The organism is Stutzerimonas stutzeri (assembly GCF_019090095.1).
In the GTDB taxonomy this organism is placed as follows: domain Bacteria; phylum Pseudomonadota; class Gammaproteobacteria; order Pseudomonadales; family Pseudomonadaceae; genus Stutzerimonas; species Stutzerimonas stutzeri_AN.
The window spans coordinates 293,755-311,897 of sequence record NZ_JAGQFP010000001.1; the positions used below are offsets into that span (position 1 = coordinate 293,755).

The window sequence follows — 18,143 nt, forward strand, 5'->3', positions numbered from 1 at the left end:
CCTCCTTAGCGCTGGTGACGAATGCGGGGGTTGGCCAGCCCGTAGAGAATGTCTACGGTGAAATTGACCAGAATGACCAGGCAGGCCACCAGCAGAATGCCGTTTTGCACCACCGGGTAGTCACGCGCACCGATGGATTCGATCAGCCATTTGCCGATGCCGGGCCAGGAGAAGATGGTTTCGGTCAGCACGGCTCCGGCCAGCAACGTGCCGATCTGTAGGCCGAACACGGTAAGCACGGGAATCAGCGCGTTGCGCAGCCCATGGACGAATACCACCCGATTCGGCGACAGGCCTTTCGCGTGCGCGGTCCGCACGTAGTCCTCGCGCAGCACTTCGAGCATGGCCGAGCGCGTCATGCGAGCGATCACCGCCAAAGGGATCGTCGCCAATACGATGGCGGGCAGGATCATATGGTGCAACGCGTCGAGAAACGCACCTTCTTCATCGCTGAGGAGGGTGTCGATGAGCATGAAACCGGTCACCGGTTGCACGTCGTAGAGCAGGTCGATGCGTCCTGATACGGGCGTCCAGCCCAGGCCGACCGAGAAGAACATGATCAGGATCAGCCCCCACCAGAAGATCGGCATCGAGTACCCGACCAGCGACACGCCCATCACGCCGTGGTCGAACAGCGATCCGCGCTTGAGCGCCGCGATCACGCCGGCCAGTATCCCGAGGGTGCCGGCAATGAACAGCGCGGCAAGGGCCAGCTCGAGGGTGGCCGGGAACAGCGTGGTGAATTCCTTCCAGACACTGGTGCGAGTGCGCAGCGACTCGCCGAGGTCACCCTGTGCGAGCCGTGCGATGTAATCGATGTATTGCAGGTAGAGCGGTTTGTTCAGACCAAGGCGTTCCATGGCCTGGGCATGCATTTCCGGGTCGACCCGGCGCTCGCCCATCATCACTTCCACCGGGTCGCCGGGAATCATGCGAATCAGGGCGAAGGTGAGCAGCGTAATCCCGAAAAAGGTCGGAATCAGCAAGCCCAGTCGGCGGGCAACGAAACTGAACATCGTGACAGAACTCCTATCAGGCCTTGCCGGCTACAGGCGCGTCGGCGAGGCGATTCCGCAACGGCTGATCGACCGCGACCGCGGCGGCTGCAGCCGAACGGGATTGCGGAGGACAAGAAAAAAGCGCGGTTGACGACCGGACCCGCCTGCAGCCAGTCCGGTCGTTCATCTGACTAGCGCTTGTTTTCCACGCCGTAGAAGGAGTTGAGTGCGAACGGGCTGATCTTGAAGCCCTCAACGCTGTTGCGCATCGGCTGGTAGACCGTCGAATGCGCGATGGGGGTGATCGGCACCTGCTCTTGAATGATGTGCTGCGCCTGCTGATAAAGCTTGGTGCGCTCAGCCTGATCCGTCATGCGCTTGGCCTGCTTGACGACCTTGTCGTACTCAGGGTCGCACCACATGGAAAAGTTGTTGCCACCCACCGCATCGCAGCCATACAGGGTGTTGAGCCAGTTGTCCGGATCACCATTGTCGCCCGTCCAGCCGATCAGCATGGCGTCGTGCTCGCCCGCGTGGGAGCGCTTGATGTACTCGCCCCATTCATAACTGACGATGCGCGCCTTGATGCCGATCTTGGCCCAGTCAGCCTGGATCATCTGCGCCATCAGCTTGGCGTTGGGGTTGTAGGGACGTTGTACCGGCATGGCCCAGAGCGTGATCTCGGTGCCTTCCTTGACGCCGGCCTGCTTGAGCAATTCGCGGGCCTTATCAGGATCGTATTCGGTGCCCTTGATGCTCTCGTCGTAGGACCACTGGGTAGGCGGGAGGGCGTTCACGGCCAGCTGCCCTGCGCCCTGATAAACCGCCTCGATGATCGACTTCTTGTCGATCGCCATGTCGAGCGCCTTGCGTACTTCAACTTTGCCGAGCGGCTCGTGCTCCACGTTGTACGCGATGTAGCCAAGGTTGAAGCCGGGTTGGTTCGGCACTTTGACGTTGGGGTCGTCCTGCAGCGCCTTCAGGTCGGCGGGGCGAGGGTTCAATGTGACCTGGCATTCGCCGGCGCGAAGTTTCTGCGCTCGGACCGAGGCATCGGTGGTGATGGCAAAGATCAGGTTGTCGATCTTCACGTCTTCCGGGATCCAGTATTCCTTGTTGCCCTTGAACCGCACCTGCGCGTCTTTTTGATAGCGACTGAAGACGAAGGGCCCAGTGCCGATCGGCTTGCGGTTGATCTGCTCGGCATTGCCGGCCTTGAGCAACTGATCGGCATATTCGGCCGACTGGATCGAGGCGAAGTGCATCGCCATGTTCTGGATAAAGGCGGCGTCCACCTCGCCGAGCGTGAAACGCACCGTCATGTCGTCGACCTTTTCGACCTTGGTGATGTTCTTGTCCATCCCCATGTCGGTGAAGTAGGGAAACTCACTGGGATAGGCTTTTCGGAACGGATGGTTCCTGTCCAGCATGCGCTGGAAGGTAAAGACGACGTCGTCGGCGTTGAATTCGCGGCTGGGCGTGAAGTAGTCCGTGGTGTGGAATTTGACACCGGGGCGCAGGTGGAAGGTGTAGGTCAGGCCGTCGTCGCTGATGTCCCAACTGGTCGCCAGGCCCGGCTTGGCGAGGGTACCGCCGCGCTCGAACTGCGCCAGACGGTTGAACACGGTTTCGGCAGAGGCATCGAAATCGGTGCCCGTGGTGTACTGGCCAGGGTCGAAGCCGGCGGGGCTGCCTTCGGAGCAGTACACCAGATTGCTGGCGGCGAAGCTCAGGGGTGAGCCGAGGAGAATGCTCGCAGCGAGCAGCGTTCGGATGGACAAATTGTTTCGCATGCAAACCTCATTCTTTTTTATGTTCATCGAGGATTGGTCTTGTGGACCGAACAGTGACTCACTGCACGCCGGTGCCGCCGTTGGGGGTCGCCCGCTCGGCGCAGAACACTGTTGGAGACCGAGTCCGGAAACTACAGCCTAGCCTGACCCGAAATTAAGTCATGCTGAAAACAGGGTCAACCGAAATTAAGTGGTGCTAAATATCGAGGGCAGCCGTTGGACGGGGAAGGGTCCGGGTTCAACGGCTGGTCAGATCATCGAACAGCCCCATGGTGGTAACGGTCAACACGTCGGCCACCTGATCGCCGACGTTCGCCAAGTGATGGGGTTTGCCGGCATCGAAGTGGATGGAGTCACCGCACGCCAGGGGATAGTCGCGACCGTCAACGGTGTAGACGATCCGTCCGGATAGCACATAGGCGAACTCGGCGCCGTCGTGGGCGATGAGTTCGGACTGGTAACCCACCGGCAGGCTGACCTTGACGGCGTTGAGCAGATTGCCCGGAAAGTTCGTCGACAGACGCTCATAGGTCAGCGGCTGACCTTCGATGGTGTAGCGCACACGCTCGCCCTGATGCGAGTCCGGTTGCGCCTGGCTGGGTTGATCGAACAGCGAATTGAGCGGTACGCCGAGCGACTTGGCGATGTTTGCCAGGGACGATATCGAGATGCCCGTGAGGTTGCGTTCGGCCTGGGAAAGAAAGCTCGCGGTCAGCCCGGACTCCCGGGCAACCTGGTTCAAGGTCTTATTCGCGGCACGTCTGTGCCGGCGTAAACGTTCACCGATGCGATCGACAGTCATGAGGGCCCGCCTTGTGAAAGTGGCCAGTATACGGCCAGCCCGATGCGCGCGTGCCAGCCCCGGTTCCGGCCAGTTGGCTGGAATGATGAAAAAACCTTTGCTTGAGAATTTAAGCTTTACTTAAATTCTGCCCTCATTTCGCTTGAATGGGGAACAGGCATGACCACAGGTGTCGGCGGCAGCACTCAAGAGCAAGCGCTTGGTCGCTTGCGTCCTATGCTCGACGGCGTCGAGCCCATCGCTGCGGCCGAATACCAGGCGCGCATTCTCAAGGCGCAGGACCGTATGCGGGATCTTGGGCTGGAGGCCATGTTCCTCAGCGCCGGCGCCAATCTCGAGTACTTCACCGGGGGGCGCTGGTCTCCAAGCGAGCGCATGGTTGGGGCGCTGTTGCCTGCCAGCGGGGCGCTGGAATATCTGGCGCCCGCTTTCGAACAGGGCACGATTCGCGATTTCATGGTGGTCGATGGCGCGATCAACGGCTGGCAGGAGCATGAGAGTCCCTATCGCTTGCTGCTCGACTGTCTGCAGCGCATGGGAGTCGCCCCCAACACCAGCGTGCGCCCACGCATAGGCCTGTGTCCGTCGTTGCCATTCTTCATGTTCGACGGCTTGCGCCAGCTCGATCCCGGCTATGCCTTCACCGACGCCAGTGCGGTGACGGCCTACTGCCGGCAACGCAAGTCCAGCGCCGAGCTCGCGCTCATGCAACGGGCCAAGGACATGACGCTGGCGGTGCACAAGGCCGCCGCCAGCATCCTTCACGAGGGCATCAGCACGTCCGAGGTCGTGCGCTTCATCGAGCGTGCGCACCGTGCGGTGGGCGCGTCGGGTTCGACGTTCTGCATCGTCTTGTTCGGTCAGGCCAGCGCCTTCCCCCATGGCGTGAAGTACCCGCAGACGCTGAAACGAGGCGATATGGTGCTCATCGACACCGGCTGTTGTGTACACAGTTACCAGTCGGATATCACCCGCAGCTATGTATTCGGCGAGCCGGACGAGCGCCAGCGAGCGGTATGGGCCTTCGAAAAGGAGGCGCAACTGGCCGCTTTCGCTGCCGCGCGGTTAGGGGCTCGCTGCGAAGAAGTGGACGCGGCGGCGCGCCATGCGCTGGAGGCTTGCGGTCTGGGGCCGGGCTATCAACTGCCGGGGCTGCCGCACCGCACCGGTCATGGCATCGGCCTTGAGATCCACGAGAGCCCCTACCTGGTGCGCGGCGATCTGACGCCCATCGAGGTTGGCATGTGCTTCAGCAACGAGCCGATGATCTGCGTGCCGGGTGAGTTCGGTATCCGCCTGGAGGACCACTTCTACATAAGCGAGGAGGGTCCGCGCTGGTTTACCGAGCCGAGTCACAGCATCGACGATCCGTTCGGGCTCGATGGCTGACAGGCCGGCCGGAGCGTCGAACTGCACCGGCAAACAAAAGCCTGACTGTGCTTGTTCAACGGCGACGGGGCCTGTCTAGAATCGAGGGCCCAAACACCCGCTCGGGCCTCATCGCATGACTTCGCGCCGCATCTCGCTGCTGCTCGTGGGCGCCTTCCTCGCGCTCTACCTGATCTGGGGTTCCACGTACTTCGTGATCAAACTGGGCGTCCAGGCCTGGCCGCCGATGCTGCTGGCCGGGCTACGGTTCGTCATCGCCGGCAGCCTGATGTTCGGCTGGTTGCGCTGGCGCGGCGTGCCGATGCCAACCGCAAAGGAGTGGCGCGCCTGTGCGATGGTCGGCGTTTTGCTACTGAGCTGCGGTAATGGCGGGGTAACGGTCGCCGAGCACCTCGGAGTCGCGTCAGCCGTGGCCGCATTGGCGATCGCCACCGTGCCGCTGTTCGCGCTGCTGTTCGGCTTGATCTGGGGCCAGCGCACCACCGGGCTGGAGTGGGGCGGTATCGTTCTCGGGCTGGTGGGCATCGGTCTGCTCAATCTCGGCCACAACCTGCAGGCGAGCCCGCTCGGGGCGGTGCTGGTGTTGCTGGCGGCGGCAAGCTGGGCGTTCGGCTCGATGTGGAGCCGTCATCTCAGCCTGCCGGGCGGAGCCATGGCCAGTGCAGCGCAGATGCTCGTCGGTGGGGCGGTTTTGCTGATCGGCAGCCTCGCCAGTGGGGAGCGCCTCGAGCAAATGCCCGATGCCGCTGGCTGGTTCGCCCTGGCTTACCTGACGCTGCTCGGCTCCATCGTCGCCTTCAGCGCCTATCTCTACTTGCTCAAGCATGTACGGCCTGCGGCTGCCACCAGCTACGCGTACGTCAACCCGGTGGTCGCGGTGTTGCTGGGCGTGACCTTCGCGGGTGAGCGAATTGGTACCGAAGAGTGGTTGGCAATGACGGTCATCGTATCTGCTGTCGTGCTGATTGGTTTGCCTAAGTGGCGTAAGCCTGCGGTTGTAGCGGATCCCAAAGCCGTTTGAATGGTAAATCGTCTATCGACCCGCTAGGGTTGTATGATGAGTTCTGCAGGCCGCGCACCGCGAGCGTGACAATCAACGGTCGCTGATCGAGTGGTGCAGGCGCCTCGACCCGCTGGCGTCTACGAGCAGGCCGGCCACTTCGAAACCGAATTTTTTCCATCGACAGGCGAACCGATGCCCGCTGCGAAAACCCCTGCCGCCAACGACACCGTCTTCATCCTCTCGCTGGTGATCTTCAACTTCATTTCGTTCATTTCCATTGGGATTCCGCTGGCGTCCTTGCCTGGGTATATCCATGAAAACCTGGGTTTCAGCACCGCCATCGCGGGCATCGTCATCGGCGCGCAGTATCTGACCACCTTGTTATGCCGGCCGCTAGCCGGTCGGCTGGCCGACGAGCGCGGCGCGAAGAAGACGGTGCTTATCGGCATGGCGTCGGGCTTGAGCAGTGGTTTGCTGCTGTTGATCGCGGCGCTATTGTCGTCCTGGCCCGTGGCGAGCCTTGTCGTGATGCTGGGCAGTCGCCTGATTCTCGGTTTCGCCCAAAGCCTCATCGGGATCTCTGCCATCACCTGGGGCATCAGTCGACTGGGGCCGCAGAGTACTGCGCGGATGATTTCCTGGAACGGTGTCGCCGCGTATGGCGGGGTGGGTATCGGTGCGCCACTGGGTGTGTTCCTGGAGCAGTCGCTGGGGTTGTGGAGCCTCGGCGTCGTGACCATGCTGCTGGCGGCGACCGGACTGGCGCTGGCATGGCGGCGTGGCGACGCGCCGCTCAACCCGGGCGAGCGCTTGCCGTTCGGCAAGGTGCTGTGGAAGGTCGCTCCGCCTGGCCTGAGCCTGTCGCTGGCGACCATCGGCTACGGCACGCTGACGGCCTTCATCGCGCTGTACTACCGGTCCCGCGGCTGGGACGGCGCGGCCTGGTGCCTGACGGCCTTTGCCTTCGCCTTCATCGGGACGCGCCTGCTGCTGCCCAATCTGATCAACCGCGTCGGGGGCTATTCGGTCGCCGTGGTTTGCCTGGTGGTGGAGATCCTCGGCTTGATCATGCTGTGGCTCGCCGACGCGCCCAGTATCGCCTTGGCCGGTTCGGCCCTGACCGGGTGCGGGTTGTCCTTGTTGTACCCGGCATTGGGGGTGGGGGTTGTCTCGCGTGTCGGCGCGGTCAACCGCAGTTCAGGGCTCAGCGTGTTCGCCATGTTCTTCGACCTGGCCCTGGGCCTGTCTGGAGCCATCATGGGCGCGCTGGCCCTCTATATCGGCATGCAGAACATTTTTCTCGGCGCGGCGGCGATGGCCGTGGCGGGCCTTGCTATTGTCTGGGGGCTGCTCAAGCAGGAGCGCAAGCTCGCGCCGTGACCGGTGCGACGTCGCGCGTTGCCTGCTGCAGCACGCTCACCCTTGAAAATCAGACCAGCAAATGCAGGCGCGACGCAAAGGAGAGGGCACCAAGCGGATCGCGTCGATCAGCGTCCCGCGGCACACATGCCCAGGTCCAGTGACGCTCGTCTTGCCAGGGCAGCCGCACTCGGCCGGTAGCTGCCCTTGCCGCGTGGTAGCTGCTTCCAGATTTCCAGCGGTTGCTTGACGCTGAGGTCCGACTGCTTCACCAGCGTTTCCAGAGTCTTGCTGCTCATACGGCCTCCACTAGCTCGATCGAGTGGTTGGTGGTCTAGAAATCGCGTCCTTGCGCCAGCCGTCGCGGCTTTCCATGGCTTGAGATTGCCTCGGGTGGGTTACACCTTGTTGACAGTTCGGTCAGCACCTCACAGGCAGACGAACGGTCCATCCATCGCAGTGCGGCATTTGCGAGATGACCCGCGACTGGGCACATTCGCGGTAAGCGGTGTCATGTCTGGAATTGCCGTCTCGTTGCTATTGAAGTGCAATCAGCCGGCAGCGCTTATATATAAAGGAAGACCCTGATACCGAGCCGGTTATTTATTTACCGTTCATCGTCCTTTGCTCATTCCGGTCGAACTCTCACCGGTGTCTTGCCCTCGGAGATAGTGAGGCGGCTGTAATGCAGTCGCCATTTTTAAATAGCATCACTCACGTAAACGGAGAAATCTCATGTCGAATGATAAGAGCGGAAATCCGGGCAACTTTGCAAACGATCGCGAGAAGGCTTCCGAAGCTGGGCAGAAGGGCGGCCACAACAGCGGCGGCAATTTTGCCAACGATCCGCAGCGCGCCTCTGAAGCCGGCCAAAAAGGCGGCCAGAACAGTGGCGGCAACTTCGCCAATGACCGTGAGAGAGCGTCCGAAGCGGGCCAGAAGGGCGGTCATAACAGCGGCGGTAATTTTGCCAACGACCGTGAAAAAGCGTCTGAAGCCGGCAAGAAAGGCGGCCAGAACAGCCACGGCGGCGGCCGCAATTCGTAAGACGTTGCCGCTTTAGCGGCAGCCATACGGATATAAGCGGGACCTGGAAACAGGTCCCGCTTTTTTATGTCTGCTAATTTAATTGCGCGGTTAGGTTAATAGCTGAATGTGCTTCGGTCAGATTGCTCGTGTTAATTAATAAAACACGTTCTATAGGGATTTTTAAATATCAACTATCGGTGCTCATGCTTCGAAAGTTTCAACTATCGATATCTTTCTGATAAGCGGAGTTGAGCGCCATTTGGCCCGGGCGATGGCCGGTCGCGTCCTGCGCCGTTGAACTCATCGAGCCCAGCGGGGCCGAAATACATGGATACAAAAACAGAAGTAGGACATGGCCCAGATTTTTCCTCGTTCGGCTGACATGTGGTTGCGTCTGGCCTTGCTCGTCCTGTTTGGCGGGCTGGCTTCGCTCTTCGTGGCGCTCGCCGTGCTGGACCGCTCGGACTACAACAGCGCGAAGGGCTGGGTGGTGCGGCAACCCGTCCCGTTCAGCCACGAACATCACGCTGGAGCGCTGAAAATCGACTGCCGCTATTGCCACGACAGCGTCGAGGTCAGCGCCGTGGCGGGATTGCCTGCGACGCATACCTGCATGAGTTGCCACTCACAGATATGGACGGGTGCCGAGATGCTTGCGCCGGTGCGCCAGAGCCTGGTCGAGGACAAACCGCTGCGCTGGAACCGCGTGGCTGAACTGCCTGATTACGTCTATTTCCAGCACAACGTGCATGTCAACGCCGGGGTCGGTTGTGAAACCTGCCATGGCCAGGTCGACACCATGCCGCTCATGTATCGGGCAGAGACCTTCACCATGAGCTGGTGCCTGGATTGTCACCAGGATCCCGCACCGCGGCTGAGGCCCAGGGCGGCAGTGACCACCATGGGATGGACGACCGAGCATGACCGCCGTGCGGTCGGCGAACAGATGATCAAGGAGCACCACATCGACACCGAACACCTGACCCACTGCTATATCTGCCACAGGTAGCCCATGGATCGCACGCCGCTCGACTACGCCGCCATCCGCCAACGTCTCGAAGGTCAGCACGGGCCGCGCTATTGGCGCAGCCTTGAACAGCTGGCCGACGAACCGGCGTTCGCCGCATTCGTCGAGGCGGAGTTTCCCGGCATCGCACCGCACATGGACCGCCGCCGCTTCCTTCAGGTGATGGGGGCTTCCATGGCGCTGGCCGGTTTGGCCGGCTGCGGGCAAGAGCCAGAGGCGGGTGTGCCCTACGTCATGCAGCCCGAGAAGATGATTCCTGGGCAAGCGCGCTGGTATGCCAGCGCCGTTCCGTTTGCCGGCTACGCGCAACCGGTACTGGGGCGCACTCACGTCGGTCGGCCGACCAAGCTCGAGGGCAACCCCGACCATCCGCTCAGCCAGGGCGCCGCAACCGCCTTCACCCAGGCGGCGATCTTGCAGCTGTACGATCCCGATCGTTCCCAGGCGCCTCGCCATGAAGGGCGCGTCGGTACCTGGAATGCCTTTCAGCGCATTGCGGTGGAGCAGGCGGCCCGCGCCGATGCCGCGCAGGGCGAGGGCCTCCACGTGCTGATGGGGGCCAACAGTTCGCCAACCTTGCAGCGCCAGTTCGCGGCGATAGTCGAGCGCTGGCCGCAGGCCAGGCTATACCGCTTCGAGCCCTGGGAAGGCAATGCCTATGCCGCCAGCGAGCGCGCGCTGGGACGTCCGTTGCAAACGCATTATCGATTCGAAGAAGCCGAGTGGGTGGTGAGCTTCGAGCATGACTGGCTTGGGCCGGGCCCGCGGGAATTACCGCAGGCGCTTGCCTGGAGCGAGCGCAAGCGACGAGCAGCGCGCGGAGAGGGCGATGCTCGCTTGGTCGTGGTCGAATCGTTGTCTACCGTGACTGGCGCCAAGGCGGCCAATCGGCGGCGCGTCGAACCGTCCCAGCTACGTGCTTATGTGCAGGCCCTGGTGGCCGCGCTGGGCGGTGCCGCTGCGCCGGGCTTGCCAGCCGATGCGCAACCCTGGATCGATGAGCTGGCCAGGCAACTGCAGGCGCGCCGCGGCCGGTGCCTGATCACCGCCGGCGAGTTTGCACCAATGGACGTCCAGGTCGCCGTGCACTGGCTCAACCAACAGCTCGGCAACCTCGGCACGACCCTAAGCTACACCGAGCCGGTGACCTGGCTGGAAGCCGGAGGGCAGCGCGTTTCCGGCCTGCCTGAACTGGTCTCGGCGATGCAGGCGGGTGACGTCGAAACCCTGCTGATGCTTGATTGCAATCCGGCGCATACCGCGCCGGGCGACCTCGAGTTCGCTGACGCGCTGCAACGGGTGCCGCTGCGCATCCATGCCGGTCTTTACTACGACGAAACGGCGGCTCACAGCCATTGGCATCTACCCCTGACCCACGCGCTGGATGGCTGGTGCGACAGCCGGGCCGCCGACGGCAGCGTCTGCCTGACACAGCCGCTGGTGCGTCCGTTTTACGGCAGCCGCACCGCCGCCGAGGTGCTGGCGCTGATGATGGGCGAGCTGTCGCCAGACGCCCAGGCGCTGGTTCGGCAGACCTGGCAGGGGCTGGACGATAGCGCCTGGCGCAAGGCGCTGGAGCTCGGCTTTATCCGCGACAGTGCGTTCCCGCTGGTCGAGGCCAGCGCGAGCGCCCCACGCTGGGACGCCGCAGACACGGCCGACGCGCCCGGTTTGAGCCTGTTGTTCCGGCCCGATCCGAGCGTCTGGGACGGGCGCTTCGCCAATCTGGGCTGGCTGCAGGAGTTGCCCAAGCCGATCAGCAAACTCACCTGGGACAACGTTATAGGCCTGTCGCCGGCGCTCGCCGAACGGGAAGGCATCGCCAGCGGCGACCGGCTGCGTGTCACCCTCGGGCGCAACGTGGTCGAAGGGCCCGCCTGGATCATGCCGGGCCAGGCCGATGACACCCTGAGCCTGTTCGGCGGCTACGGGCGTGACCGGGCAGGGCGCGTCGGTGATGGGCTTGGTTACGATGTTTCACCGCTGCGCACGGCGGAGCAGCCCTGGAGGCGAGAGGGTGCGCAGCTGACCCGGCTGGAGCGTCATATCAAGTTGGCGTCGACCCAGCCGCATCACGTTCTGCACGGCAAGGAGCTGATCCGCAGCCAGCCGCGCGCGGTGGCCTTCGAGGAGGTCAGCCCCAGGCCTGAGCAGGTCACCTTGTATCCGCCACCGAAGCAGGGCGATACCGCCTGGGGGATGGTCATCGACCTGGACCAGTGCATCGGCTGTAACGCCTGCGTGGTGGCCTGTCAGGCCGAGAACAACATACCGGTGGTGGGCAAGGAGCAGGTCGAAATGGGTCGCAACATGCACTGGTTGCGTGTCGACCATTATTACGGCGGCGACCCGCGCGAACCGACCTCGGTTTTCCAGCCGGTGCCGTGCATGCATTGCGATCAGGCGCCCTGCGAAGTGGGGTGTCCGGTGAACGCGACCGTGCATGGGCCCGATGGGCTGAACGAGCAGGTCTACAACCGCTGCATCGGCACGCGCACCTGCTCGTCGTATTGCCCGTACAAGGTGCGTCGCTTCAACTGGTTCGATCTCACCGAAGACGATCCGCCGTCGATCCAGCATCAGCGCAACCCCAACGTCACGGTGCGTTCGCGCGGCGTCATGGAGAAGTGCACCTACTGCGTGCAGCGCATCAGCGAAGCGCGGATCACCGCCCGTATCGAAGACCGCGAGATCGCCGATGGCGAGGTGAAGACAGCCTGCCAGCAGACCTGTCCGACTCAGGCGATCGTCTTCGGCAACCTCAAGGAGCCGGACGCGAAGGTCAACGGCGAGCGCCACACCAGACGTCACTACGCGCTCCTCGAAGAACTCAATACCCGGCCCAAGACCACCTATCTGGGCCTGGTCGAGGAGGCGGCGGCATTACCCGGAGATGCCGAGCCGCTGCAGCTGCGCTCAGCCAAGGGAGAACGCGATGTCTGATGCGCCGCACTTCCTGCCGCGAGGGATGCCGCTTGGCGCGGTGTCGGAGCGTGTGCTCGACCTGCCGACCGACTTCAATCGCTACCGGCGGGCCTGGTGGATGCTGTTCACCTTCAGTTGCCTGTTGCTGGGTGTGTTCATCGTTGCCGCGGCGGTGGTGTTGTGGCGGGGCGTTGGCGTCTGGGGCAACAACATCCCGGTGAACTGGGGCTTCGCCATTCTCAACTACATGTGGTGGCTCGGCATTGGCCACGCCGGCACCTTCATTTCCGCCTTGTTGCTGCTGCTCAATCGACCGTGGCGCAACTCGCTGAACCGACTGGCCGAGCTGATGACCCTGATGGCGGTCGTGTGCGCCGGCGTCTATCCGATCCTCCACCTGGGACGGCCCTGGCTGTTCTACTGGACCGCGCCCTACCTCAACACCATGGAGCTCTGGCCGCAGTTCAAGAGCCCGACGGCGTGGGACTTTTTTGCGGTGCTGGGTTACCTCGGCGTGTCCCTGCTGTTCCTCTATGTTGGTTCCATTCCTGATTTCGCCTCGGCGCGTGATCGCGCCACCAAGCGGCACTACCAGTATTTCTACGGCCTGCTTGCGCTCGGCTGGCGTGGCGCGTCCTCGCACTGGAGCCATTGGCGGCGAACCTACCGCTTCATCGCGCTGCTGGCGGTGCCGCTGGTGTTCTCGGTGTCCAGTGGCTATTCGTTCCTTCTGGACCTGGCGCCCGAAACCGGCTGGCATTCGACTGTCTTTCCACCGTATTTCGTGGCCGGTGCGGTGTTCTCCGGCTTCGCCATGGTCATCGTCATCGCGCTCGGGTTGCGGCGATTCTTCGGTTGGCACGAGCTGATCACCGACAGCCACCTGGACAAGCTCGGGCTGCTGTTGCTGGCGACCAGCTGGATGACCAGCTACGGCTATTTCGCCGAGCCCTTCATTGCCTTCTATTCGGGCAAGGAACACGAAATCCTGGTGACCATGAACCGTATCGCCGGGCCCACGGCCTGGAGCTTCTGGACGGCGATTTTCTTCAATCTGGTGGTGACTCAGGCGCTCTGGTGGCCGGCGGTGCGGCGCAACGGTCGGGCCATGCTGATCATCGCCCTGGGCGTGCTGGTGGGCATGTGGTGCGAGCGCTACATGCTGATCATCCAGCCGCCGACACGCGACTACCTGATCTCCAGCTGGCAGGCCTACAGCCCGTCGTTCTGGGACTGGGCGCTGTTCATCGGCACCTTCGGCCTGTTCATGGTGCCGTTCTCGCTGTTCATGCGCTTCCTGCCGATGATCTCGACCTTCGAGCTCAAGGAGGTGCTGCATCGCTACCGGGAAGGCGCGAATGACTAAGCGCCAGTACGGCCTGCTGGCCGATTTCGCCCATCCCGATGCGATGCTCGACGCTGCACGCACTGCCCGCGCGGCGGGGTATCGGCGGATCGAGGCCTATAGCCCGTTCCCGGTAGAAGGGATCGAGGAAGTACTCGAGCACCGCAGCAATCGCCCTTACTGGTTTGGCGTGGTCGGGGCGCTGGTGGGTATCGCCATCGGGCTGGGCATGCAGATCTACGCCAACCTCAGCTACCCGCTGGAGATCGGCGGGCGCCCGTTGATCGCGTTGCAGAGCTTCAGCATCGTCACCTTTCTGCTGATGGTCAGCTTCGCGACGATCTTCGCCGTATTCGGCCTGCTCTGGTTGTGCCGGCTGCCCTTGCTCTGGCACCCCCTGCACGATGCGAGCGCGTTCGATCGCGCCACCGACGATCGCTTCCTGCTCTGTATCCGGGCCGATGATCCCCTCTACGACGAGACCGGCACGGCGCTCTGGCTGGCCGAGCGCGCGGTGTCGGTGACGGAGGTGCCGGCATGATTCGCTGGCCGATGCTGGGTGCGTTGCTGCTTTGCCTCGTCGGTTGTGACGACATGGCCCAACAGCCGCGGGCCGATGCGCAGGAAGCCAGCCGGTTCTTCCCCGACGGCAAGGTCAACCAGGTACCGCCTGCCGGCACCGTCGCCCGGGGCGATCTCGCCTGGGAAGCCGTGTTGGCCGAGCGACCACCGCTGACGGTGGCACTCATGCAACACGGGCGGGAGCGCTTCGAGATCTACTGCTCGCCTTGTCACGGTGTGGCCGGGGACGGCAACGGCACCGTGGTCAACCGCGGCTTCCCGCGGCCTCCGGATTTCGCCGAGTCCCGGCTCGTTGCCGCCCCCGACCGGCATTTCATGGACGTCATCGCCCATGGCTACGGCCAGATGTACAGCTACGCCGCGCGCGTGCGGCCCGCCGATCGCTGGGCCATCGTCGGCTATATCCGCGCCTTGCAGTTCAGCCGTCGCGCCGAGGTCGGCAGCCTGCCGGAAATCGACCGCGACACCCTGGAGCGCCTGCCATGAACCTGCGCAAAGGAGCAATTGTCGGGACCGCGTTCGGCGTGCTCGTGCTGTTGGCCTGTCTGCTGCTGGCCGGCCGCGAGGCGGTGGCGGCGAGTGTGGCCAGCCTGCTGGGCCTGGCCGGCATCCCGCTGGGCGCGTTGTGCCTGGGCTTGAGCGTGGCGCTGGTCAGCGGCAATGCACGTGATCAGTTATGGCCGTGGACGTTGTTCAGCGCCCGTGCCTTGCCCATGCTGGCGTTGATCGCGCTGCCGGTGCTGGCCGGGGCCGGAGCGCTATACCAATGGGTCGGCGTCGATGAAGGCGGCTTTCGCGGGTTCTGGCTCGCCTGGCCGAGCTTTGCGGTACGCGGCGTGCTCTATCTGGCGGCGTGGTGGGCCCTGGCGACCTGGGTGCTACCGCTGAGCGTCGAGCGGCCCGCAGCGGCCGGTCTTGGCCTGATCGCGCTGGTGATGACCACCTCTCTGGCCGCGGTGGACTGGGCGATGTCACTCGACCCGCATTTCAAGTCCAGCCTGTTCGGCATGGTCTGGTTCGGCCGGTTGATGCTCACGGCTATCGCCTTCTGTTGCCTCCTGGCGCTGGGCCGTGGCAGTGCTCGGCCGGGTGTACTGCGCGGCATGCTGGCCGCCGCGGCGTTGGCCTGGCTTTACCTGCATTTCATGCAGTACCTGGTGATCTGGTACGGCAACCTGCCAGACGAAATCCGCTGGTACCAGCACCGGACTGACGGCGGCTGGCTGTGGCTGACCTGGCTGCTGGGCGCCGGCCAATCACTGGTGTTCACCGTCTTGCTCTGGCCGCTCTCACAGCGACGCCGGGTGTTGATGACGCTGGCGGCGGCAACGCTGCTGCTGGGGCTTGCTGAGGGTGTCTGGATGAGTCTGCCGGGCTTGGAGGCAATGCATCCGCTGCTGTTGTGGTTGTCACTGGCCGCCGCCTGGTTGGCCGGTGGCGGGCTGCTGGCGCTGGCCTTGCTGCCGCGTCGAACCCTGCCGAGGAGAACGCCATGAGTGTGCCGGTCGATCCGGTTTCGAAAGAGGACGGTTTCGAGCATCACGACGCCAACGTCAAGATGCTGCTGATCATCGGTTTCGGCATTTTCGCCACGTTGCTGGTGGCAGGCATCGGGGTGGCTGGGCTGCTCTGGTGGTACGACCTGCAACCGGACAAGCCGGTCTCCGCCCTGGAACGACAGACCGAAAAACCGCCCGAGCCGCGGCTGGAAAGTGACCCGCGCGCTGGCGGCAATCAGGTGGTGGCAGCGGGACGCGCGTTGATCGAACACTACGGCTGGGTCGATCGCGATGCCGGGCTCGCGCGCATTCCGGTGGATCGCGGCATCCTGCTTCTGGCCCAACGCGGCTGGCCTTCACGCGCAGAGCCCGAACCGGGTGAAACCCTGCCGCCTCGCGAGCAGCAAGCCAGGGGGAGGGCGCAGCCGTGATGCATCGATCTCCGTACCAGGATGGGGCGACGGCGATGGGATTGCCCCCATCCTACGTCCTGTGCGGCGAGCGGCCGCCGATCCAGCGACCTCGGGCTGCGGCTCGCTTTCAACGCGGCCTTGCCAGCCTGGTTCTGGCTGTTCTCGTTCTGCTGTACGGCGGCCCAGTCATGGCCGAAGCGCCGGTCGATCCGTTCGCCGCAGCCGGCATCGAGCAGAAACCCGGCGCGCAGGTGCCGCTGGATCTGCACTTTCGCGACGTAGACGGCGAGCGCGTCACCTTTGACGACCTGTTCGAAGGGCGCCCAGTGATTCTCGCGCCGGTCTATTACCGCTGCCCGAACGTCTGCGGCGCGCAACTTTCCAGCCTGTTCAACCTGTTGTTGGCGCTGTCCTTCGAGCTCGGCAAGGATTACGAGGTGATCGCGTTCAGCATCGACCCACGTGAGACCCCGCAAGATGCCGAGGCCGAGCGCGCCAAGCTGCGCAAGCGCTGGCCGCAGCTGGTGGATTCGCCGCATGTGCACTTCCTCAGCGAAGTCGCGCCAGCGGCTCGCCCAGAGCCGGACCCTGCGCATCAGGCGGCCGGCCGTACGCTGGCCGAGGCGATCGGCTTTGCCTACAGCTGGGATCCGCAGATTCAGGAATTCGCCCATGCCTCGGCCGTCGCCACCCTCAGCCCGGCGGGCAAGCTGGTGCGCTGGCTTTACGGCCTCGGTTATCAACCGGACGACATGCGCCTGGCGCTGACTGACGCCGGCGAGGGCAAGGTCGGATCGCTGGGCGACCAGCTGCTGCTGCTCTGTTACCACTACAACCCGCGCACCGGTGGCTACGACAACCTGGTCATCGGTGCGCTACAGGTCGGTGGCATCGGCACCACGCTCGCGCTGGGCGGCTTCATTGGCGTCACGCTCTGGCGCGAGCACCGCAAGCGGAAGGTGGACGCATGAACGAGACCTTTGTCCGCTTCTGGCCGCAAGCGGCGTCCCAGTACGCCGGCAACGTCGACTGGCTGGTCTTCGCGTTCACCGGGATGATGATGTTTTTCGTGGTGCCCGTGTTCGTCCTGCTGGTGCTGTTCTCGTTCCGCTACCGCAAGGGCACCCAGGTGCCGCGCGACCATCGTCCGCGCGGCAGCATGAAGGTCGAGATGACCTGGATCGCCTTGCCCTTCGTCGGCGCCATGGTCATCTACCTCGTCTCCGCCAAGCTCTATTACGAGGTGCGCACGCCGCCGCCGGACGCCATGGAAATACAGGTCGTCGCCAAGCAGTGGATGTGGAAGTTCCAACACCCGGGCGGCCAGCGCGAGATCAACACGCTGCATGTGCCGGTCGATCAGGCCATCAAGCTCAACATGATCTCCCAGGACGTGATTCACAGCCTGTATTTCCCGGCCCTGCGGGTAAAGCAGGATCTGCTGCCCGGGCGTTACACCCAGCTCTGGTTCAAGGCTACCAAGACCGGTCGCTTCCAGGCCTATTGCGCCGAGTACTGCGGCACCGACCACTCGCGGATGTTGGCCGATCTGGTCATCCTGCCGGCGCAGGAATATGCCGCCTGGCTGGAACAGGCCGGCACCTCCGAAAGCCTGGCCGACCAGGGCGGCGCGCTGTTCCGCCAGTTCGGTTGCAGCGGTTGCCACGGCGCTGCCAACGTGGCCCATGCGCCCAACCTGGCCGGTCTCTACGGCCGTCGGGTGGCGTTGCAGAACGGCGAGTCGGTGCTGGCCGACGACAGCTACATCCGTGACAGCATCCTGTTGCCGAACAAGCAGGTGGTCGCGGGCTTCGAGCCCATCATGCCCAGCTTCGACAATGTGCTGGATGAGGAAGCGGTGCTGCGCCTTACCGCCTATATCAAGTCTTTGGGCCACGCCGGCGAAGGCGGGGAGGATGACCCTGATGCGCCCTGAAACGATCCGCGCTGAAAGCGCCTTGCCTCGGCACAGGAGTCTG

General features: G+C 63.6%; 17 protein-coding genes. 13 read left to right on the forward strand and 4 right to left on the reverse strand.

The genetic code is table 11. The features are described 5' to 3' along the window. Positions 1–5: 5 nt before the first annotated feature. The 3 genes from KVO92_RS01245 to KVO92_RS01255 all read right to left on the reverse strand — a co-directional run bounded on the left by KVO92_RS01245 (position 6) and on the right by KVO92_RS01255 (position 3,593). Entirely contained in the window at positions 6–1,016 is a 1,011-nt protein-coding gene (locus tag KVO92_RS01245) for an ABC transporter permease subunit (protein ID WP_217473884.1), read from the reverse strand. A gap of 173 nt (positions 1,017–1,189) precedes the next feature. Further along, positions 1,190–2,791: an ABC transporter substrate-binding protein gene (locus KVO92_RS01250; protein WP_217473885.1), complete on the reverse strand. Its 1,602-nt coding sequence runs from the start codon at positions 2,789–2,791 to the stop codon at positions 1,190–1,192. A 238-nt stretch (positions 2,792–3,029) separates the two neighbouring features. Next, complete coding sequence (locus KVO92_RS01255; RefSeq protein WP_217473886.1) at positions 3,030–3,593, reverse strand: cupin domain-containing protein; 564 nt, start codon at positions 3,591–3,593, stop codon at positions 3,030–3,032. Between the two features lie 159 nt (positions 3,594–3,752). Here KVO92_RS01255 and KVO92_RS01260 point away from each other — a divergent pair, with 159 nt between their 5' ends. The 3 genes from KVO92_RS01260 to KVO92_RS01270 all read left to right on the forward strand — a co-directional run bounded on the left by KVO92_RS01260 (position 3,753) and on the right by KVO92_RS01270 (position 7,365). After that, positions 3,753–4,982: a M24 family metallopeptidase gene (locus KVO92_RS01260; protein ID WP_217473887.1), complete on the forward strand. Its 1,230-nt coding sequence runs from the start codon at positions 3,753–3,755 to the stop codon at positions 4,980–4,982. A 115-nt stretch (positions 4,983–5,097) separates the two neighbouring features. After that, positions 5,098–6,003 (forward strand): drug/metabolite exporter YedA, encoded by a 906-nt coding sequence (yedA, locus tag KVO92_RS01265; protein ID WP_217473888.1) that lies wholly within the window; start codon positions 5,098–5,100, stop codon positions 6,001–6,003. A gap of 174 nt (positions 6,004–6,177) precedes the next feature. Further along, complete coding sequence (locus KVO92_RS01270; protein ID WP_217473889.1) at positions 6,178–7,365, forward strand: MFS transporter; 1,188 nt, start codon at positions 6,178–6,180, stop codon at positions 7,363–7,365. Positions 7,366–7,472: 107 nt separating this feature from the next. Here the strand turns inward: KVO92_RS01270 and KVO92_RS01275 are convergent, their stop codons facing one another. Beyond that, positions 7,473–7,643, reverse strand: a complete 171-nt coding sequence (locus KVO92_RS01275; RefSeq protein ID WP_217473890.1) for a hypothetical protein — start codon at positions 7,641–7,643, stop codon at positions 7,473–7,475. Between the two features lie 436 nt (positions 7,644–8,079). On the opposite strand from KVO92_RS01275, the gene KVO92_RS01280 reads away from it, so the two are divergent. The 10 genes from KVO92_RS01280 to coxB all read left to right on the forward strand — a co-directional run bounded on the left by KVO92_RS01280 (position 8,080) and on the right by coxB (position 18,100). Next, positions 8,080–8,391, forward strand: coding sequence for a general stress protein (locus KVO92_RS01280; RefSeq protein ID WP_217473891.1), 312 nt, complete (start codon positions 8,080–8,082; stop codon positions 8,389–8,391). A 334-nt stretch (positions 8,392–8,725) separates the two neighbouring features. Further along, positions 8,726–9,382 (forward strand): cytochrome c3 family protein, encoded by a 657-nt coding sequence (locus tag KVO92_RS01285; protein WP_217473892.1) that lies wholly within the window; start codon positions 8,726–8,728, stop codon positions 9,380–9,382. Positions 9,383–9,385: 3 nt separating this feature from the next. Continuing rightward, positions 9,386–12,343, forward strand: a complete 2,958-nt coding sequence (locus tag KVO92_RS01290) for a TAT-variant-translocated molybdopterin oxidoreductase (protein ID WP_217473893.1) — start codon at positions 9,386–9,388, stop codon at positions 12,341–12,343. After that, entirely contained in the window at positions 12,336–13,691 is a 1,356-nt protein-coding gene (nrfD, locus tag KVO92_RS01295; protein WP_217473894.1) for an NrfD/PsrC family molybdoenzyme membrane anchor subunit, read from the forward strand. Before KVO92_RS01290 ends, nrfD begins: the two co-directional genes overlap by 8 nt. Further along, complete coding sequence (locus KVO92_RS01300) at positions 13,684–14,211, forward strand: DUF3341 domain-containing protein (protein ID WP_217473895.1); 528 nt, start codon at positions 13,684–13,686, stop codon at positions 14,209–14,211. Before nrfD ends, KVO92_RS01300 begins: the two co-directional genes overlap by 8 nt. Further along, the gene (locus KVO92_RS01305) at positions 14,208–14,738 is read left to right on the forward strand and encodes a c-type cytochrome (RefSeq protein WP_217473896.1); all 531 of its coding nucleotides are present in this window, start codon (positions 14,208–14,210) and stop codon (positions 14,736–14,738) included. The genes KVO92_RS01300 and KVO92_RS01305 overlap by 4 nt, the downstream gene beginning before the upstream one ends. After that, entirely contained in the window at positions 14,735–15,748 is a 1,014-nt protein-coding gene (locus KVO92_RS01310; protein WP_217473897.1) for a hypothetical protein, read from the forward strand. Before KVO92_RS01305 ends, KVO92_RS01310 begins: the two co-directional genes overlap by 4 nt. Further along, positions 15,745–16,182 (forward strand): hypothetical protein, encoded by a 438-nt coding sequence (locus tag KVO92_RS01315; protein ID WP_217473898.1) that lies wholly within the window; start codon positions 15,745–15,747, stop codon positions 16,180–16,182. Before KVO92_RS01310 ends, KVO92_RS01315 begins: the two co-directional genes overlap by 4 nt. 170 nt (positions 16,183–16,352) lie before the next feature. Beyond that, on the forward strand, positions 16,353–17,135 hold the full coding sequence (locus tag KVO92_RS01320) for an SCO family protein (protein WP_217473899.1): 783 nt from the start codon (positions 16,353–16,355) through the stop codon (positions 17,133–17,135). Further along, complete coding sequence (gene coxB, locus KVO92_RS01325; protein ID WP_217473900.1) at positions 17,132–18,100, forward strand: cytochrome c oxidase subunit II; 969 nt, start codon at positions 17,132–17,134, stop codon at positions 18,098–18,100. The genes KVO92_RS01320 and coxB overlap by 4 nt, the downstream gene beginning before the upstream one ends. Positions 18,101–18,143 lie beyond the last annotated feature (43 nt).

What these genes read in the sequence shown, in the direction of transcription:
- KVO92_RS01245 (WP_217473884.1), bottom strand. Translation starts at nt 1,016, where the DNA reads ATGTTCAGTTTCGTTGCCCGCCGACTGGGCTTGCTGATTCCGACCTTT.
- KVO92_RS01250 (WP_217473885.1), bottom strand. Translation starts at nt 2,791, where the DNA reads ATGCGAAACAATTTGTCCATCCGAACGCTGCTCGCTGCGAGCATTCTC.
- KVO92_RS01255 (WP_217473886.1), bottom strand. Translation starts at nt 3,593, where the DNA reads ATGACTGTCGATCGCATCGGTGAACGTTTACGCCGGCACAGACGTGCC.
- KVO92_RS01260 (WP_217473887.1), top strand. Translation starts at nt 3,753, where the DNA reads ATGACCACAGGTGTCGGCGGCAGCACTCAAGAGCAAGCGCTTGGTCGC.
- yedA (WP_217473888.1), top strand. Translation starts at nt 5,098, where the DNA reads ATGACTTCGCGCCGCATCTCGCTGCTGCTCGTGGGCGCCTTCCTCGCG.
- KVO92_RS01270 (WP_217473889.1), top strand. Translation starts at nt 6,178, where the DNA reads ATGCCCGCTGCGAAAACCCCTGCCGCCAACGACACCGTCTTCATCCTC.
- KVO92_RS01275 (WP_217473890.1), bottom strand. Translation starts at nt 7,643, where the DNA reads ATGAGCAGCAAGACTCTGGAAACGCTGGTGAAGCAGTCGGACCTCAGC.
- KVO92_RS01280 (WP_217473891.1), top strand. Translation starts at nt 8,080, where the DNA reads ATGTCGAATGATAAGAGCGGAAATCCGGGCAACTTTGCAAACGATCGC.
- KVO92_RS01285 (WP_217473892.1), top strand. Translation starts at nt 8,726, where the DNA reads ATGGCCCAGATTTTTCCTCGTTCGGCTGACATGTGGTTGCGTCTGGCC.
- KVO92_RS01290 (WP_217473893.1), top strand. Translation starts at nt 9,386, where the DNA reads ATGGATCGCACGCCGCTCGACTACGCCGCCATCCGCCAACGTCTCGAA.
- nrfD (WP_217473894.1), top strand. Translation starts at nt 12,336, where the DNA reads ATGTCTGATGCGCCGCACTTCCTGCCGCGAGGGATGCCGCTTGGCGCG.
- KVO92_RS01300 (WP_217473895.1), top strand. Translation starts at nt 13,684, where the DNA reads ATGACTAAGCGCCAGTACGGCCTGCTGGCCGATTTCGCCCATCCCGAT.
- KVO92_RS01305 (WP_217473896.1), top strand. Translation starts at nt 14,208, where the DNA reads ATGATTCGCTGGCCGATGCTGGGTGCGTTGCTGCTTTGCCTCGTCGGT.
- KVO92_RS01310 (WP_217473897.1), top strand. Translation starts at nt 14,735, where the DNA reads ATGAACCTGCGCAAAGGAGCAATTGTCGGGACCGCGTTCGGCGTGCTC.
- KVO92_RS01315 (WP_217473898.1), top strand. Translation starts at nt 15,745, where the DNA reads ATGAGTGTGCCGGTCGATCCGGTTTCGAAAGAGGACGGTTTCGAGCAT.
- KVO92_RS01320 (WP_217473899.1), top strand. Translation starts at nt 16,353, where the DNA reads ATGGCCGAAGCGCCGGTCGATCCGTTCGCCGCAGCCGGCATCGAGCAG.
- coxB (WP_217473900.1), top strand. Translation starts at nt 17,132, where the DNA reads ATGAACGAGACCTTTGTCCGCTTCTGGCCGCAAGCGGCGTCCCAGTAC.